The following is a 19046-nucleotide window of genomic DNA, read 5'->3' as shown; positions in this document are numbered from 1 at the left end:
AGGGCATGGCGCAAGATCTGAATCAAATGGAGAAACAGCTGGAAGCGACATGCTGGGAACTGCTGCAGGAAGTAACAGACCCGGAGATTCCGGTGATCAGCATGGTAGAAATGGGTATGATTCATCAGGTGCGAGTGAATTCCGGCATCGTGATCGTAGAGGTTCTGCCTACTTTTGTCGGCTGTCCCGCCCTTGAAATCATGAAGAAAAATATCACGGAAAAGCTGGTGGAGGCGGAAGGGGTTTCCGAGGTTCAGGTTCACTTTGTATACGATCCTGCCTGGACTTCGGACCGGATCGCCGTGGATGCCAGAGACAAGCTGCGCAGCTTTGGCATCGCCCCGCCGCCGTTGGATTTCAAGCCAGGCGATTCGTGGGAAGTGTGCTGTCCGTATTGCGATTCCCCATATACACAGATTGAGAACCTTTTTGGTCCTGCAGCTTGTCGCAGCATATTGTATTGCCGGCACTGCAAGAATCCGTTTGAGGCGCTAAAACCTATCTATTGAACGAATGAGAGGAGCGAGGGTCATGGGAGAGAGCAAGCAAATGTATATCAATGGAGAGTGGGTCACCGCCGAGAGCGGCGAAACGCTTGAGGTCATCAACCCTGCGACGGGCGAATTGGTTGGAACGGCCTCTTTTGGTGACAGTCGCGAAGCCAAAAAAGCAATCGATGCCGCACACGAAGCGTTTGGCGGCTGGTCGAAACTGACAGCACGCGAGCGCTCCAAATACCTGTACACCTTGTCCGAGTTGGTCAAGAACAGTCGTGACGAACTCGCGGGACTGATCTCGGCTGAAATGGGCAAACCTTTGGGCGAAGCAAAAGGGGAAGTCCTTGGGGCTGCTGACAACTTCGTCTGGTACGCTGAGGAAGCGAAGCGTGTATACGGGGAAACGATACCGTCATCCGTTGCCAACAAACGCATCATGGTTTTGCGCCAGCCAGTCGGGGTTGTCGGAGCGATTACGCCGTGGAACTTCCCGATCAATATGGTGGTGCGCAAGATTGCTCCGGCATTGGCAGCAGGCTGCACAGTTGTGCTCAAACCGGCAGAAAGCACGCCACTCACAGCCGTTCGCCTGTTTGAACTGATTGAACAGGCTGGCTTTCCGAAGGGTGTCGTAAACCTCGTCGTAGGAAAAGCGGAGGCAGTCGGTCAGGAGTTCATCGACAATCCGAAAGTAAGCAAGATTGCTTTTACCGGTTCCACCCGCGTCGGCAAGCTCCTCATGGAGGGAGCGGCGAAGCAGGTGAAGCGCGTTAGCATGGAGCTCGGTGGTCATGCGCCGTTTATCGTGTTCCAGGATGCGGATCTGGATGCCGCTGTGAAGGGACTGTTTGAGAGCAAATTCCGCAACTCCGGTCAGATGTGCATTTGTACCAATCGCCTGTATGTGCATGAGGAAGTGGCCGATGCCTTTACAGAGAAATTGGTAGAACGTCTGAAAAAGGCGAAAGTGGGAGACGGACGTCAGAAGGAAACCGAGATCGGTCCACTCGTCAACGAGCGTGCCTTGAACAAGGTGCTGGAGCATATCGAGGACGCCAAAGACAAGGGCGGCCAAGTGGTTTACGGAGGAAGCCGGATGACGGAGGGCGACTACGCCAAAGGATTCTTCTGTGAGCCGACTGTCATTGCCAATGTGACAGATGAAATGAAAATCACCTACGAAGAAACATTTGGTCCGGTGGTGCCGATCGTGCGATTCACAGATGAAGCGGATGTCGTGCGCCAGGCAAACGATACACGCTATGGTCTCGCTGCCTACGTGTATACGCGTGACAACCAACGCTGCTTCCGTATGGCTGAGCTCCTGGAATACGGCATCGTCGGAATCAACGATGGCTCGCCGACCCAGACACAAGCGCCATTTGGAGGCTTTAAAGAGAGCGGAATTGGCCGCGAAGGCGGACACTTCGGCATGGATGAGTACCTGGAAACCAAATTCGTTTCGTTTGGACTGTAATCGATTATAGATGATAGAAAGAGGAGCCAAGACGTCGTTGTCTGGCTCCTCTTTATTTTTCCAGCAGATTTGTCAACACTTTGTTCAATTTGTAGCGAGAAGATTGGCGAAAACAACGGTATAATGGAGAATGTAAAGAGGGCACCCTTTTAACAGTATTGCTTCGTCGCTTCGCTCATCCTTGAACAGTCCTCGGTTAGAGGTTTTCTTTTGGAGGGAGGATTTTGATGGGAAACAACCATCAACAACATGATATGCCAACAGCAGGGGGACTGGGTTCCTTCTCGGATTTATGGAGTCCGGATATCATGCTTGTCACGCTGATCATAGCGATTCTATATTTTCTACTGACAGGCCCACTGCATAAAAGATTTATCAATGCTGCGCCGGCAACCAATCGACAACGCTGGTTGTTTGTTCTTGCATTGATCTTGTTTTATGCAGCGGAAGGGAGTCCAATCAGCTACTACGGCCATCATTATCTATTTAGTATGCACATGCTGCAGCAATCGATTTTGTACTTTGCCCTGCCGCCGCTCGCTTTGCTGGCGATGCCGGAATGGCTTTTGGAGAAAATATTTGAACCCAAGCCGCTGAAGCTGATGCTGAAAATTTCGACTCAGCCGTTGGTGGCTGCACTGATGTTTAACTCGCTTTTCTCCTTCTATCATGTACCGTTCATTTTTGATTCAGCTATGAGCAATCATACGCTGATGACGATTTACCACATCATACTGGTGCTTGCTGCCTTTGCCATGTGGTGGCCGATCGTGAGTCCACTATCCGATAACAAGAAGCAATTGGCCGGGCTTAAAAAGCTGACGTACATTTTCGCAAACGGAGTGCTGATTACACCAGCCTGTGCCTTGATCATTTTTGCCGGAGAGCCGTTGTACAACTACTACATGTCAGCTCCGCAGCTCTTCGTGACGCATGATGCGTTTTATGATCAACGACTGGGTGGAATCATTATGAAGCTGGTTCAGGAGGCCGTATATGGCAGTGTTCTCGCCTACGTCTTCTACAACTGGTATAAGCATGAGAAACAGGATGACTTGCCGATGGACCAGCAGCCATCTGTTCCAATCGTAGAGAGATAGAGATTGCTTGAATCCGAGATTATTTGAATGAGGTGTAGGACATGGCCATTTTATTGCCCACGATCAGTACATCATTTATCGCGATTAGCGGTATTCTAGTAGCGCTTGGCTGGTACGCCATCGCAAAGAGAAATATGGAACGACATATGAAGCTGATGAAATGGGCAGCCATTTGTGCCACCATTTTCTTCATCACGTATGTTTCACGCACGATTTTCGTTGGAAACACGCTGTTTGGCGGACCTGACAACATTCGTGTCATCTACCAGATCTTCCTGATTTTCCACATCATTTTGGCTACAGTAGGTGGAGTGATGGGCTTGGTGACGCTGAACTATGCTTACAAGAAGCGCTATGACAAGCACAGAAAGATCGGCCCTTGGACTTCCGTGATCTGGCTGGTGACAGCGATTACCGGTGTGACTGTGTACTCCTTGCTGTACCTAGTCTATCCGGGTGGAGAGACAACCGGGGTGCTTGACGTCATTTTCGGCTGGTAACAGCAACTGTCAATTCAAGTTGACTACATTCAGAGGCATTGGCTACAATGAAAAATAGTTTGCCATTTGAAGGAAGATTCGTCGTTTACCGACCTCTAAGCCGTGTTCATAGCTTCGCTCAATCGAGTGAAGGAGTACCGTGCTAGAGGCATTCACTGATAGATTCTGATAGGAGGTATATATCGTGGACCAGCAAGTGACGATGCAGGAATCGCTCAATACCGACTCTTCCCTGCAAGCACAACGGGTAGAAAAGGCTACATGGCGAGACTACGTGGAAATGACGAAACCCGGCATTACCATGTCCAACATGATGACCACATTTGCGGCCCTTTGGTTAGCCTCTTTTGGTTTCCCAAACTGGAAGCTTGCGATTCTGACGCTGATCGGGTCTGCACTGGTGATCATGTCAGGCTGTACATTGAACAATTTTTACGACCGTGACCTGGACAAAAAGATGGTTCGAACCAAGAATCGTGCTGTAGCGACGGGACGTATCTCTGCTCGTAGTGCACTCTTGATCGGAATTGGCTTGTTGCTCGCAGGTTTGGCTATACTTGCTGTGTATGCCAATCCGTTGGCTGCTGTCTGGGGCTTGATTGGACATATTTTTTACGTATTGATCTACACGCCGCTGAAGCGGGTTACGACGCTGAATACGGTCATTGGCGGGGTGTCTGGTGCTGTTCCACCGGTGATCGGATGGGTAGCCGTGACGGGCACAATGGACTTCGCAGCATGGTTGCTGTTCTTGATCCTGTTCTTGTGGCAGCCGCCCCACTTCCTCGCTTTGGCGATGATGAAAACGGAAGAGTACCGCGCTGGTGAATTGCAGATGCTGCCTGTTGTAAAAGGCTTTGCTGAAACAAAACGTCAAATGTTCCTGTGGGGTTCTGTTCTGTTCCCTGCATCTTTGCTCCTGTTTCTGCACGGCAGCGTTGGATATGTATACCTGGCTGTCATGGGCGTGATGGGTCTGATCTACGTGGTCTTGCTCTATCAAGGCTTCCATACCAAAGACGATATTGCGTGGGCGAAGAAGCTGTTTGGCTATTCGATCCTCTATTTGACCGTCTTTTGTGTGGCCATTGTCATCAGTACAATGGTGTACCATTATTGACACTTAAACCTCACGAAATGTTCACCGAACATCCCTTGCTTAGCAGGGGATGTTTCACTATCGTAAGAAGGGACAGATGTTAGGGGTACCGCTAAGGACCTCAATCCTTCTACAGAAACAGGGTGTATCGACTATGGAAAAATGGCTCAAGCCACTAGCCGTTCTCTCTACAATTGTTATGTTCATCGTCATGGTCGCTGGGTCATTGGTGACCAAAACCGATTCTGCTTTGGGGTGTGGAAACGATTGGCCTCTTTGCAACGGTAAATGGGTACCTGAGTATACGCTGGCATCCATTATTGAATATTCACATCGCCTGGTTACCGGGATTGCGGGTATTATTGTGGGCGTGTTCTCCATCATGTGCTGGCGTTATTATCGCGGCAATCAAGAAGTCCGCAATCTCGCTATTTTCGGCCTGTTCTTTATTGTGGTCGAGTCGATTCTTGGCGCATCTGCGGTGATCTGGCCGCAATCTTCCTCTGTGCTTGCCCTTCACTTTGGCTTTTCCTTGCTTGCTTTTAGCGGCGTGTTCTTGCTGACGCTCTTTGTCTTGCAGCGAGACAAGATGGAACAGATGGTGCAAGGGGGAGTCTCCAGAAAGTTCCGCAACTGGATATGGGGAGTGACGATTTACGCATACGGAGTCGTATATTTGGGTGCGTACGTCCGTCACACAGGCTCCAGTATGGGGTGCAGCGACTGGCCGCTGTGTCAGGGGCAAGTCATTCCGGAGCTGTCCGGGCAAGCGGGAATCGCCTTTGTACACAGGCTGGGAGCGTTATTGCTCGTCTTCCTGCTACTCGGGGTTATGATCTATGCGATGCGTCACTACAAAGAGACGCGCCGTGATCTGTATGGAGCAAGCGTCCTCTCATTCGTGCTTGTATTGGTTCAGGTGCTGAGCGGCGGAATCCTGGTTCTGTCCAAGCTGCATCTGTACACGACATTGTTCCACTCGATGGTGATTACGATTTTGTTCGGCGTCATGTGCTACATGTGTCTCCAATCACTGAAGGAGCCACAGGCAAAAAAGCCGGGGAAATAAAAAAGGTGAAAACCACAAGCCGCTTCCGATGAACGAGGAAGCGGCTTTCGCTATCTGTCTTGGCGATAAGCCAAGTTTTTCTACTATTTTGTGGGAGCAGATCGCTTTTGAAACATTCCTTGTTCAAAATACAGCACTTCCGCAGTCGTTTCGAGTTGGTCAGAAAGCGGAACGCCTGACTCCGGATCCAGCTCCTGTGTCAATTTCCAAGTGTACAATACGGGATGTTCAGAGTCAGCAAGAGCCAGCTGATAACTGCCAGCGGTTTGAAAAAGCTGGCCACCTGGGACCTGTGATGTTTCCTGAAGAGTACCGTTCCACGCATCGACGAGCTGTCCGTTTTCCAGATACCAAAGATGTGCCTCATACGTGTCGAGCCCTGTGCCTCCCGTGTGGTTGACCGTTTCAAAGAGGCGCTTGCCAGCTACTATCCCCAGTTCTTTTGCTGGCCGCGTATTCCATTCCGAATCGTCTTCATAGCGGGTGACATCCCAGCGCTCCAGCTGAAAACGAGGGACGTTCCAGGATTTTTCCGCGATCAGGGAGTAACGGCCATCCGGTTGGCGATCCAGCACGTAAAAGCTGCCGATATGGACCGCGCCATTATGTTTGGCGATGATTTCCAGATCCTCATCTTCATCGAGATTTACCTGTTGAAATGTGAAAGACTCTGTGGAAGCTTCTTCTTGTGCCTTGGCATTGATCCATTCTCTTACCTGATGCTCATTTATTTCAGTAGCAGCACCGATTGTTGGTCGAACAGGAGTCGATGCTGATAAGGAAGAAACAGGGAGGAAGGTTTGTACAGCACCGATCAGTCCAAGTCCCGCAGCAAGGACGAGTATACGCTTGTCGATCATGATTGGAAAGCACCTCTTTTTAAACGGATAGTAGTGATGTAGACGAGTCCCGAAAGCGAAAAGTTACACCAGGTGGGGTAAATTTCAACCGCGTAGTTCGCTTTCTTTTGCTACAATAAAAAGCAAACACATGATCGTGACAGGAAGGGTGGAACGAATGCGCATTTTACATACAGCCGACTGGCACTTCGGGCGGCAGCTGGAGGGGCGGGATCGTCGCGTGGAGCAGGCTGCTTTCGTCGATGAAATCTGCCAGATTGCAGATGAACGCGAGGTAGATGTGGTGCTGATCGCGGGGGATGTCTATGATTCAGTCAATCCGCCAGCTTGGGCAGAAGAGCTCTTTTACGAAGCGGTCGAACGACTATCGGCAGAAGGGAAGCGCGGGGTCGTTGTCATTGCGGGCAATCACGATCAGCCAGAGCGCGTTCGGGCAGCGGCACCGTTGGCTTCCAAACACGGGATCGTACTATTGGGACTGCCCAAGGAAGCGCCTTTGCAACCGGAAGAACCGTCACCGGATCGCGTTCAAATTGTGCAAGGGGGTCCTTCCTGGCTGGAGCTGGCGGTTCCAGGCTGTGAACATCATGCTGTCATTTTGGCTCTACCTTACCCATCCGAATCGAGATTAAAGGAGCTGCTCAGCGACAGCTTTACACAGGAAGACATGCAGCTGGCCTTTTCCGACCGGATTGGCAAGCTGCTTGCAGAGCTTTCCGCCCATTTTCGCGAGGATACCGTCAATCTGGTGATGAGCCACCTGTTTGTCATGGGAGGCGAGGAGACGGATTCGGAGCGGCCGATCCAGATCGGGGGAGCAATGACCGTCTCTACACAAGCGTTTCCGGAAAAGGCGGATTACGTCGCGCTGGGCCATCTGCATCGCCTGCAAAAGCTGCGGGAAAAGCCGCTCGTTCGCTACAGCGGCTCACCGCTTTGCTACAGCTTTTCCGAGGCAGGACAGAGCAAGGCCGTGGTGCTTGTCGATGTAGAGCCAGGAAGTGAAGTGCGTGAAGAGATCCTTTATCTAAAGAGCGGCCGACCCTTGGCGCGCTGGAAGGCCACAGAGGGGATTGAACAGGTGGAGCGCTGGCTGGCTGAAGGCCGAGATGCAGGTGCCTGGATTGATCTGGAGATCCATGTATCCGATGTGATTGATCCGACAGAATTTCAACGCTTGCGCAAGCTGAGTGACGATTTTCTCAAAATACAGCGGGTTGTTGTACGTGCTGATCGCGAGGAGGACGAGGAGCAAGATCGCGTGAAGCTGACCGAACTATCACCTGATCAGTTGTTTCGTCGTTTTTACGAGCGGAAAAGAGGGGCGCAGCCCGATGAACGTCTGGTCACCATGTTTCAACGCTTGCTCGCAGAGACAGACACAGGCAGAGAGGAGGAAGTGTAGGTGAAGCCGATTCGATTGAAGCTGGCTGGGATGCACAGCTACCGGGAAATGCAGGAGATTGATTTCGAAACGCTTTGTCAGGCGGGACTGTTCGGGATATTCGGACCGACTGGCAGCGGCAAGTCCACGATTTTGGACGCGATTACACTTGCTCTCTATGGACAAGTCGTCCGTCTCGGCGGGGGCAATCATCCCAAGGAGGTATTGAATCAGCTGGAGCAGCGCGTCTTTGTCTCCTTTACCTTCGAGCTGGGAAAGGGAAGCGATCGCCGCCAGTACACGGTGGAGCGGGAATTTGGCCTAGACAAGAAGGGGAACAAGAGGCAGCCGGAAGTTCGACTGATCCAGCTGGGACATCTGACTGGCGAGCCTGATGTCGTCCTTGAATCCAAGGCGACCTCGGCCACTGCGGCAGTAGAAGCGTTGATCGGGCTCACGTTGCAGGATTTTACCCGCGCTGTTGTGCTGCCACAAGGTCAATTTTCCCGTTTCTTGACCCTGAAAGGCAGTGAGCGCAATGAAATGCTGCAGCGCATGTTCCGGCTACATATCTACGGGGAAAAGCTGAGCGAACGCGTCCGCCATGCGCTGGATCAGGCAAAAGAACAGATGCACCAGCTGCAATTGGAGATGGCTGCACTGGGAGATGCAGGAGTGGATGCGCTGGAGGAAGCCAAGCAAATCTGGACAGCGGCAGCCCGACAAGAGCAGGAGTTCAGGGAACAAAAGCAGGGGCTGGCGAACAAGATCAAGGAATTGGAGCAGCTGTATCAATGGCTGCAGGAGATGGAGAGTGTCCAGACTCAGCTGCAGGCGCTTTTTACCAGACAAGAGGAGATCGCTGACTTGAAAGCCCGAATCCGGGATTGGGAGTCGAGTATACGATTGTGGCCGATGCTGCAGCAATGGCAGCGATTGGACGAGGAATGGCACGCGACAGAACAAGCGCTGGCACGAAGCCGCGAGGAACAGGTCGGAGTACAACTGGCCCTGCAAGTGGCAGAAGCGGATTGCGAGCAGGCACAGACCAGGCATGCCGCTGAGGAGCCGCTTCTGATCGAGCAAAAGGGAAGGCTGGCTTTGGCCGAGGAATGGGAAGTGGAGCTGGGTCGAATCCGCGAAGAGTGGACGGCACTGGAGCGGGAATGGCAAGAGGTGCGGACTGCTCTGGAACAGACAGAGGCGCGGCTGGCGAAGGACGAGGCTGCCCTCCAGCTATGGGAGCAGGAATGGAAGCATCTCGAGGAGCAGACGAGGGCTGTCACCGTGACACCCGAGTGGCGTGATCAGGTGGGGGCGGCACGTGAGGCCAAGCAGCAATGGAACAGGGACCGAATCAAGCAGCAGGAGCTGATGAAAGAGCTGGAGGATTTGGCACAGCAGGCCCAACGCTCATCTGCGGAAGCGGCACAGCATCGCAGGAGCTGGGAGGAGAGTGCGGCAAGACTCCAGCTGATGAGGGAACGCTGGACTGCCTTGGAAGCCAATCCCGGCATGACGGACAGTGAATGGGATCGGGAACGACAGATTCTCAATGATATGAAGCAGGCCGGCCGTCAATGGCGCGAGCAGCTGCAACAGCAAGCAGGCTGGCAGGAAAAAGAGAACCATCTGGAGCAGGAACGCAAGCAGGCAGAGACAATCCTGGCTCGTTATGAAGCAGATTGGCAGGAAAAAGAAGCGCTTGTTGCCCGCAAGCAATTGGAATGGGACAAGCTGAAGCAGGATTGGGAGCAGTGGCAGCAGGAAAACATGGCCCGCTTTTTACGTGAGCGCCTGGAGGATGGAAAGGAATGCCCGGTATGTGGTTCGACACACCATGCTCATGAGGCAAACAGCAGCTCAGAGCCAGGAAATAATCTTAACCAGGGGGACGAGCTGCGTGCGCGCATCAAGGCGGCAGAAGCTGCTTTGCGCGAAGCGGAGCAGCATTCTCGTCAGGCCAAAGAATCCCTGCTGACCGCAAAAGTGGAGCACGCGGCCCTGGAAGAGCGGCAGACTGCCCTGCTATCGGAGCAGAAGCAGATCGAAGAGAAGATCGAAGCGATCCGAAAAGAGTGCTGGAATGAAGGGGAGCCTTGGACCGTGCAGTCTTTTGAAGAGCTGCTGGCAGTCTACCAACGAGAGGAAAAAGAACTTCTAGCCAAACAGACAGCACGTGAGCAGGCAAAGCTGGAACGCGAACAGCTGCAAAAGCAGGTAGAGAAGCTGCGAGAGGAAGAATCGGCAGAGTTGCGCCTGCTGGAACGAAGCCGAATCCTGCAGGAACAGCTGGAAAAAGCGATCGCGGAAGGCAGACTGCGACTGGATACAGCGACGAAAGAAGCGCAGCGCAGCGCAGACGAATTGGAAGCGAGACGGGGAGACTTGGCGGTAGAGGAAATCGAGCAGCGCTTCGAGGAGCTGGGCAGGCTGGATCGTCGGTTGGCCGAGCTGCAAGCCTTGCGTGCGGATAAAGAAGCGTTGCGCAAAACTTTGCTTGCAGCATGCGAGTCTGCCAAAAAGCAGCAGTCAGAGGGCAAAGGACGGGAGGCCAATCTGCAGGAACGTCTGGAAGACCGGAAACGCATGTGGGAGCAAAAGCATGCGCTGTGGCTGGAGCGCACAGGCGGCAAGCCTGCCCAGGAATGCTTGCGTCAGGTGGAGGATACGCTGTCTGGATTGCGTCAGACTGTCTCGGCCGCTGAAGCGAAGCGCAAAGCGTGTGCCGATCAGCGAGAGCAGGTTCAAAAAAACCTCGTCAAATACTCGGAAGCCTACGCGGTGCTGACGAAGCAGCGCAATGAGGCACAGGAAGCCTTGCAAAGCGCGCTGCAAGAGAGCGGCATCCAGACGGTGGAGCGTGTCCGGGAGCTGTACGCAGCGCGAGACGGCATGGAGCATGCACAGTCACAGGTCCAGTCCTATGAGCAGGCAATGGGGCAGCTGCGCTATGATGAGCATCGCCTTAATGAGGCGATTGCCGGGCGCACGGTCACGCGAGAAGAGGTTCTGGCAGCCAAAGAAGCGTGGGAGGAATGGGAGAACTCCTTCCAGGAAGCACAAAAGCAAGTGGCGGTTGCCAAAGAGCATGTGGACCGGATGGAGAGCAATCACAGCAAATGGCTGGAGCTGCAAGTGCGACTAGAGGAGCAGCAGGACGAACAGAGCAGGCTGGAAGAGCTGAAAAAGCTGTTTGAGGCAAAAGCGTTTGTTCAGTTTATTGCCGAAGAGAAGCTGGTTTCCATAGCAAGAGACGCTTCCTACCATCTGAAAAAGATGACCGCGAATCGTTACGGTCTGGAAATTGGCGACGAAGGTGAATTTGTCTTGCGCGACGAGGCTGCGGGAGGACTGAGGCGTCCAGTCAGCACCCTGTCTGGGGGAGAGACGTTTTTGACCTCGCTGTCGCTCGCATTGGCTCTCTCCATGGAGATTCAGATGCGTGGCGGGCGACTGGAGTTTTTCTTCCTCGACGAAGGCTTTGGCACGCTCGATCCGGAATTGCTGGAGACGGTCATGGATGCGCTGGAACGACTTCGCATGGAGGATTTTACGATCGGAGTGATCAGTCACGTGCCGGAAATCCGCGTGCGCATGCCGCGACGATTGGTCGTGACGCCAGCTGAGCCGATGGGGGCAGGCAGCCGGCTGAATCTGGAAATGGAATAGCGGGGAGAGGAAAGTATGGCGGTGCAATTTGTACTGGGACGAGCCGGTACGGGTAAGACAGCGGCGGTCCACCAGCAGTTGTTTAATCGAATACATGAGACGCGAGAGGGGAAGCTTTTGGGCTCTCCGATGATCCTGCTGGTTCCGGAGCAGGCAAGCTTCCAGGCGGAGTATGAGCTGGCTGTCAAATCCGGCTACGGAGGAATGATGGGCTCGCAGGTGCTCAGCTTTGGCCGGCTGGCTCATCGCCTCATGCAGGAGCTGGGGGATCTCACACTGATTCCTGTCGACGATCTCGGTAAAAACATGGTGCTGCGGATGCTTTTGGAGCGCCATCGAGACGAGCTCCAAGTTTTTGGCCGTACTGCGTTGCAGCCAGGTTTTACGGCACAGCTCGGTCGATTGATCAGCGAGTGCAAATCGTACGGCGCAAGCTTTGCCCACTCGGAAAATCTGGAGTGGGGAACAGCCAGCCTGAATCAAAAAGTCGGGGATCTACGCCTGATGATGGAGCTGTATGACGGCTATCTGGCCGATGGCTACTGCGATGCAGAGGATATACTCAACCGTGTCGCCAGCAAAGTATGCGACTCTGCCTACATCCGCGAAGCAGAGATTTTCATCGACGGATTTACGGGCTTTACCAATCAGGAATTGCGGCTGATCGAGCAGTTGATGCTGCATGCCCGTCAGGTGACGATTGCGCTCACACTGGACCCGGATGAACGGGATGAGCAGCTGGATGAGCTGAATTTGTTCTATCCGTCGTGGCGAACCTATCAGGCTTTGAAGATGATCGCCAGAGAAAACGGTGTTGCCATCGAGACCCCGATCCTGTTGACCCTGCCGCATCGGTTTGTGGATAGCCCTTGGTTGAATAAACTGGAGAACGTCTATTTCCAGTGGGGGGATCCGGGACAAGCGCCTGATCCGAAGCGCAAGGACGAGGTTGCCCTGCTTTCTGCAGTCAATCGCCGTGCAGAAGTAGAGGCTGTAGCGCTGAAAATCCTCTCGCTTGCCAGGGAGGAGGGCTACCGCTGGCGGGACATGGGTGTTCTTTTGCGTGAGATTGGCACTTATGCGGATGATATCAGCGCCGTTTTCACGGATTACGGAATTCCTCACTTCCTCGACCAGAAGCGGACGCTTTTGCACCATCCTTTAGTCGAGCTGGTACGCTCCTCCTTGGAGGTGGTCGTGACACGCTGGCGCTACGATGCCGTTTTCCGCTGTCTGAAGACAGATTTGTTGGCTGCAGACGAAGAGTACGCTGCGCGTCAGGAAATCGACATGTTGGAGAATTATGTGCTGGCACATGGCGTATACGGCAGCCAGTGGGGGGCGGATTCGGCTTGGCAGTTTGGCGGAGCGGCGGGAGCGCAGGAGGATGAACAAATTGATTCCCTGCGACGCAAATATGCGGCACCCCTGCTGCAATTTGAGCGTGAAATGAAGCGAGCGTCAGGTGAAAATGTGCGTGAGATGACGACTGCCTTGTATCAGCTGTTGATTGCGCTGGATGCTCCACAAAAGCTTGAACGCTGGCAGCAGCAGGCAGAGAAAGACAGAGATCTGCAGACTGCCCAGGTACACGGTCAGGTATGGAATGGTCTGATCGCACTGATGGATCAGATCGTAGAGGTCATGGGCGATGAACAGATGGAGCTGTCCACTTATTCCCGGGTATTGGACAGCGGTCTGGAGACAATCGAGATGGGCTTGGTTCCGCCAGCGCTGGATCAGGTGCTGATCGGATCGATGGAACGCTCCAGGCAACCGGATGTGAAGGCGTTGTTCCTGCTTGGGGTGAATGAAGGTGTCATCCCACTGCGTCCCAAGGAAGACGGAATCCTCGACGAAGCTGAACGCGAAAGACTGGGAGAGATGGGGGTCGAGCTGGCACCGAGCGCCAAACAGCGACTGATGGCCGAGCCGTATCTGCTGTATCAAGCGATGACGCGTCCTTCCGAGCGTTTGCTGATCAGCTGCGCGCTGGCAGATCACGAGGGAAAGGCACTGTTGCCATCGACGGTTTTCACTCGAATACGAGAGGTGCTTCCCGATGTCTCGCATCAGGTTTTTCACAACGAACCTACTGGCAATCCCGAGTCGGACGCCTTTCTGCTCGGAAACCCTCGCCGTGTCTTCAGTCATCTGCTGACCCTGGTCAGGACCATGAAAAAAAGCGGGGAGCTGCCTGTTTTTTGGTGGGAGGTCTACGACTGGTTTTTACGTTCATCAGAGGATCAGAAGCGGGAAAAATGGCTGCTGTCAGGTCTTCGCTATGAGAACCGGCCTGGCAAGCTGCGCCAGGAGACGAGTAAAGGCTTGTACGGACAGCAGCTGCGGATGAGCGTGTCCAGGCTGGAGCGTTTCTCCTCTTGTCCGTTCTCCCATTTTTCGTCGCATGGGCTGCGATTGTCAGAGCGCACACTCTACAAGCTGGAGCGCTTTGATGTGGGTGAGCTGTTTCACGCCTCGTTGAAGCGGGCTGTCGAGAAGATGAATGAGGAGAATCTGGAATGGGGGCGCTTGACGGAAGCGAACAGCATGCAGCTGGCTAGCGACGTGGTGGAAGAACTCGTTCCCGCGACGAGAAGCAGCATCCTGAACAGGACGGCACGCTACCGCTTCTTGTCTGGCAAGCTCAAGCGGGCAGTCGGCAGAGCGATCTACGTATTGGGTGAGCACGCCAAGAGAAGCCGCTTTGCACCGATTGGACTGGAGGTTTCGTTTGGCCCCAAAGGAGATTTGCCTGGTCTTGCACTTTCTCTCGAAAATGGAGTGGAGGTGCAGCTGATCGGACGAATCGACAGGGTCGACCAATCACTGGACAGTGAGACTCCTTACTTGCGCGTCATCGATTACAAATCCAGCTCCAAGCAGCTGCAGCTTTCGGATGTATGGAACGGGCTGAACCTGCAGCTGCTCGTCTACCTGGATGTCGTCGTCTCCAACTCTCAAAAATGGCTGGGCAAGCAAGCTGAAATGGGCGGCGTCTTCTACTATCAGGTAGCAGATCCGTTCATCACCGCCAAAAGAATGCTCAGTGCGGATGAAGCAGCGAAGGAAAGGGCCAAGCGTCTGAGGATGAAGGGCCTGATGCTCGCGGACACGGAGCTTGCGAGAATGATGGACGCTGAGGTAGAACAGGGAGCTTCTGAGCTTGTGCCATTCGAGATCAAAAAGGATGGAACGCTGTCGTCCCGTTCTTCTGTGGCGACCGTCGACCAATTTGAGTCTCTGACCGAGTATGTGCGCGAGACGGTGAAAGATATCAGCACGCGCATGACAAACGGTGATATCCAGATCGAACCGTACACGAAGGGCACGATGACGGCATGTGACTATTGCGCGTACAAGCCGGTTTGTCACTTTGATGGACAGACAGGGGGCAATCAGCATCGACTGCTGCCCAAGTGGAACAACAAGGAGATCTGGGAGATGATCGCCCAGCAGATGACAGGAGAGGAGGCAGATTTGGATGGACAAGCAGCCCATACAGACCAAGCCTGAGCAGTGGACCGATGAACAGTGGCAGGCGATTACCCGTCGCGGCAACAACCTGTTGATCGCTGCAGCAGCAGGATCCGGTAAAACATCGGTACTGGTAGAGAGAATCATCAGACGCATCATGGATACAGCGGAGCCGATCGGGGTAGACCAGCTGCTCGTTGTGACGTTCACCAATGCTGCTGCCGCCGAGATGCGTCACCGGATCGGGGATGCGCTGCGCAAGGCGCTGAAAGAAGACCCTCACTCCGCCCATCTGCGTCGTCAGCTCGCTCTCTTGCAACGGGCTACGATCACCACCCTGCACTCCTTTTGCTTAGGAATATTGCGGCAGTATTACTATTTGATCGACCTCGACCCTGATTTTCGCATCGCAGACCAGATGGAAGGGGACCTCTTGCGCCAGGATACGCTGGAGGAGCAGCTGGAGGACTGGTACGAGCACGACCCAGCATTTCATGCCCTGGCAAATGTCATGCTTGATGGTCAGGACGATCAGGTGCTGGTATCCTTGCTGCTTCGCCTGTACGAGTTTTCACGCAGCCATCCCAATCCGGAGAGCTGGCTGACGGATGCGGCCCGGATGTTTGAGGTTGATGAGCAGAGAGGACTGGATGGTCTGAAATGGACCAGAAGTGTTCGCCGTTCTCTGGCACTCGAGCTGGGGGGCATGGAGAAAAGCATGCGCAGAGCTGTCGAGCTGGCTGCTTCGGCAGACGGCCCTGCTGCCTATCTGCCCTTGCTGGAGGCTGAGGCAGACGCCCTTTCTCGTGCGCGAAAGGCTTGTCACGATGGTTGGGAAGCTGTGGAACAGGCGGTGCGGGCAGTCGTTTTTGCCAAGCTGCCGCCAGTGAAAGGTACCGATCCTGCTGTGAAGGAGCAGGTCCAGGATTTGCGCAACGCTGTGAAAAAAGCGATTGCTGACCTGAAAGAACAGTATTTTACCACTTCCGTCCAGCAGTATCTGGCAGATTTGAACCGGTTGGGAGAGCATATGCAGACGCTGGCACGCCTCGTTGCGACTTTTGCAGAAGCCTTTCAGCAGGCAAAGCGGGAACGCTCTCTGGTGGATTTTGGCGATCTGGAGCATCTGGCCCTGAGGATTCTGACCGAGCCGGATGAGACCGGAACGATACGTCCATCTTCACTCGCCCTGCAGCTCAGGGAACAGTTTGCTGAAGTGCTGGTAGACGAATATCAGGATATCAATCTGGTTCAGGAGACGATCCTGCAGATGGTATCGCGCGATGTGGAGACGAACGGTTCAGCAAACCGCTTCATGGTAGGGGATGTGAAGCAGAGCATCTATCGCTTCCGTTTGGCAGAGCCTCAGCTTTTTCTGGACAAGTACCTCGCCTATCAAACGGATATCCAGGAAATGTCGTGTCAGTCAGATGAGGGCTGGCGTATCGATCTGGCAGCCAACTTCCGAAGTCGGCGCGAAGTGGTGGATGCCGTCAACTACCTCTTCCGGCAGATTATGTCGCCAGGTGTGGGGGAGATTGATTACGACCGATCTGCAGAATTGATCAACCGAGCCTCCTATCCGGAGGTCGAGCGAGACCGCTTGCGTGTGGAGGTGCATCTGATTGATCGATCTGACACGTCTGGGGAAAGGGAGACGAATGCCTATACGGAGAGTACGGAAGAAGCGGAATCTTCTGTCCCAGGCAGTGAGTCGGACGCTGAGGTGGCAGAGGAAGCAAGCGCAGCTCAGTTGGAAGCGAGATTGATCGCAGAGCGGATTCGCCGCTGGATGCAGCCGGGAGAAGGGGAAGCGCCGCAGCTCGTGTTTGATAAAAAGACAGGTGGTCTGCGCCCGTTGGCATACCGCGATATCGTGATCCTGCTTCGGGCCACCTCCGGATGGGGAGAAACGATGCAAGAGGAGCTGGTGGCTGCGGACATCCCAGTCTACGCCGAGCAAACCTCAGGTTATTTCGCGACGACAGAAGTGGATACAGTCCTCTCGCTGCTGCGGGTCATTGACAATCCGATGCAGGACATCCCGCTGGCAGGTGTGCTGCGCTCTGTGATCGTAGGGCTGGCAGAGGAGCATTTGGCTCACATTCGCATTCAGTACCCGTCTGGTCCTTTTTATCAGGCAGTCATGCAGTACGTTCAGGAGCAGCCTGTAACAAAAGGCTGGGAACGTGATCTGCATCGATTTTTCACCCAGCTGGACAAATGGCGGACACAGGCCCGAAGAGGGGCATTATCTGAGCTTTTGACGACACTCTATCGGGAAACGGGTTACCTCGACTATGTAGCAGGCTTGGAGAACGGTCAGCAGCGCCAAGCCAACCTGAGAGCCTTGCACGACCGAGCCATACAGTACGAGGCAGGATCGTATCGGGGGTTGTTCCGATTCCTTCGCTTTGTGGACCGCATGCAGGAAGCAGGCAACGATCTGGGAGAGGCGCGGACCGTCGGAGAAAATGAAGACGTGGTGCGCATCATGACCATCCACAAGAGTAAAGGGCTGGAGTTTCCGGTCGTGTTTGTGGCAGGGATGGGCAAGCAATTCAACACGATGGATTTGAAAAGTCACTTCCTCTTGCACAAGGATCTGGGCTTTGGTCCGATGGCTGTGGACGAGGAGGCTCAGGTGCGCTATCCGAGTATGGCAGCATTGGGGATTCGGCAGCAGCTGCGTCGCGATCTGCTGGCAGAAGAGATGCGGGTTTTGTACGTAGCTCTGACACGGGCACGGGAAAAGCTGATCTTGCTTGGTTCTTCGAAAAATCTGGCGAAGAGCATTTCCGACTGGGGGAGCCAGGGAGAAGGGGAACGTCTGATAGACGAAGATCTGGTCCGGGCAAAAGGCTATCTCGATTGGGTAGGCAGAGCTTTAATGCGCCATCCGGAGGCAGGACCTTTGCGGGATTACCCCGAGAAGCATGGCGATGGAGAAGCAGTACGGGTAACGACGATCCCAGACGAATCGATCTGGTCGTTCCACTTTTATCAGGCTGATGAGCTGCGGACGCGGACACCCCTATCGGAGCATGACCTGGCGAGCTGGGAGCAGCTGACGGAGCGCAAAGAGGTTGCAGAACGACCAGCAGATGAGAAGTCGCGCGAGCTGGTAGATCGTCTCCTGGGCTGGAGCGACCCGCATGAAGTGGCTCCGCTTGTGGCAGCGAGGTGGAGTGTCAGCGAATTGAGGCGCCGCGCACAGGAAAAGGTGAAAAGCCAGTCGTTTTCCCTGCCTTCCATTACGGAGAAGCCCAAGTTTTTGACAGAGCAAAAGCCGCATCGACTCAGCGGAGCGGAGAAAGGTACCCTCACCCATTTGATTATGCAGCATCTGGATTTACGCCGTTCGCTGGATGAAGCTGATATCAGCGAACAGGTGGCTGCACTGGCTGCAAGGCGCTTTTTGACCGAGGAGCAGGTTCGGGCAGTAGATGTGGCAGGGCTTGCCGGATTCTTTGCGACTTCACTGGGACAGCGGATGATACGGGCAAAAATCGTGCATCGCGAGCTGCCTTTTACCTTGGCGATTCCTGCAAATGAAGTTGAGCCGGATTTGGGAGACAGCTATGAGCAGGTCATCGTCCAAGGGGTGATTGATTGTCTGATTGAAGAGCTGGATGGAAATCTGCTTCTGATCGACTTCAAATCGGACTGGATCGGAGCTGAGCCAACTCCACAAGTCATAAAAGAGATTACCAGACGCTATGAGGAGCAACTGAAATTGTACGGGAGGGCCATTCAACAGATTACAGGCAAGAGCCACGATCAGCTGGAAAGCCATCTCTTCATGCTGGCGGGAGGTTTTTCGGTAAGGATCTCCTGAAAACCCTGAATATGCATATTTCCCTCTTGAACAGCTCAAACTTGACTGAATCGTTCCCACTCTCTGAGGATAA

Annotated in this window: 11 protein-coding genes; 10 read left to right on the top strand and 1 reads right to left on the bottom strand. The window is 53.9% G+C overall.

The features are described from left to right. Nucleotides 1-5 precede the first annotated feature (5 nt). From paaD to EDM52_RS15705, 6 genes are all read left to right on the top strand, one after another. Entirely contained in the window at nt 6-509 is a 504-nt protein-coding gene (gene paaD / locus EDM52_RS15730) for a 1,2-phenylacetyl-CoA epoxidase subunit PaaD (protein WP_122909928.1), read from the top strand. Between the two features lie 22 nt (nt 510-531). Beyond that, nucleotides 532-1974 (top strand): NAD-dependent succinate-semialdehyde dehydrogenase, encoded by a 1443-nt coding sequence (locus tag EDM52_RS15725; RefSeq protein WP_122909927.1) that lies wholly within the window; start codon nt 532-534, stop codon nt 1972-1974. Nucleotides 1975-2201: 227 nt separating this feature from the next. After that, the gene (locus tag EDM52_RS15720) at nt 2202-3074 is read left to right on the top strand and encodes a cytochrome c oxidase assembly protein (RefSeq protein ID WP_122909926.1); all 873 of its coding nucleotides are present in this window, start codon (nt 2202-2204) and stop codon (nt 3072-3074) included. 41 nt (nt 3075-3115) lie between these two features. Next, nucleotides 3116-3574 (top strand): DUF420 domain-containing protein, encoded by a 459-nt coding sequence (locus EDM52_RS15715; protein ID WP_122909925.1) that lies wholly within the window; start codon nt 3116-3118, stop codon nt 3572-3574. A gap of 184 nt (nt 3575-3758) precedes the next feature. Beyond that, nucleotides 3759-4694, top strand: a complete 936-nt coding sequence (gene cyoE, locus EDM52_RS15710) for a heme o synthase (RefSeq protein ID WP_122909924.1) — start codon at nt 3759-3761, stop codon at nt 4692-4694. 133 nt (nt 4695-4827) lie between these two features. Beyond that, the gene (locus EDM52_RS15705) at nt 4828-5742 is read left to right on the top strand and encodes a COX15/CtaA family protein (RefSeq protein WP_122909923.1); all 915 of its coding nucleotides are present in this window, start codon (nt 4828-4830) and stop codon (nt 5740-5742) included. A gap of 83 nt (nt 5743-5825) precedes the next feature. Here the strand turns inward: EDM52_RS15705 and EDM52_RS15700 are convergent, their stop codons facing one another. Next, nucleotides 5826-6602 (bottom strand): hypothetical protein, encoded by a 777-nt coding sequence (locus EDM52_RS15700; protein ID WP_122909922.1) that lies wholly within the window; start codon nt 6600-6602, stop codon nt 5826-5828. Between the two features lie 157 nt (nt 6603-6759). Here EDM52_RS15700 and EDM52_RS15695 point away from each other — a divergent pair, with 157 nt between their 5' ends. From EDM52_RS15695 to addA, 4 genes are read left to right on the top strand one after another with little or no spacing between them, the layout of a single operon-like run. Further along, complete coding sequence (locus EDM52_RS15695; protein ID WP_122909921.1) at nt 6760-8007, top strand: exonuclease SbcCD subunit D; 1248 nt, start codon at nt 6760-6762, stop codon at nt 8005-8007. Beyond that, on the top strand, nt 8008-11658 hold the full coding sequence (locus EDM52_RS15690; protein WP_122909920.1) for an AAA family ATPase: 3651 nt from the start codon (nt 8008-8010) through the stop codon (nt 11656-11658). 15 nt (nt 11659-11673) lie between these two features. Further along, on the top strand, nt 11674-15174 hold the full coding sequence (addB, locus tag EDM52_RS15685; protein ID WP_122909919.1) for a helicase-exonuclease AddAB subunit AddB: 3501 nt from the start codon (nt 11674-11676) through the stop codon (nt 15172-15174). Next, entirely contained in the window at nt 15143-18973 is a 3831-nt protein-coding gene (gene addA, locus EDM52_RS15680; protein ID WP_122909918.1) for a helicase-exonuclease AddAB subunit AddA, read from the top strand. The genes addB and addA overlap by 32 nt, the downstream gene beginning before the upstream one ends. The last annotated feature ends 73 nt before the right edge of the window (nt 18974-19046 follow it).

Source organism: Brevibacillus invocatus (genome assembly GCF_003710915.1).
Lineage (GTDB): Bacteria > Bacillota > Bacilli > Brevibacillales > Brevibacillaceae > Brevibacillus > Brevibacillus invocatus.
Note: the sequence above shows the minus strand (reverse complement) of the source record. Positions and strands in the feature narration are given on the sequence as shown.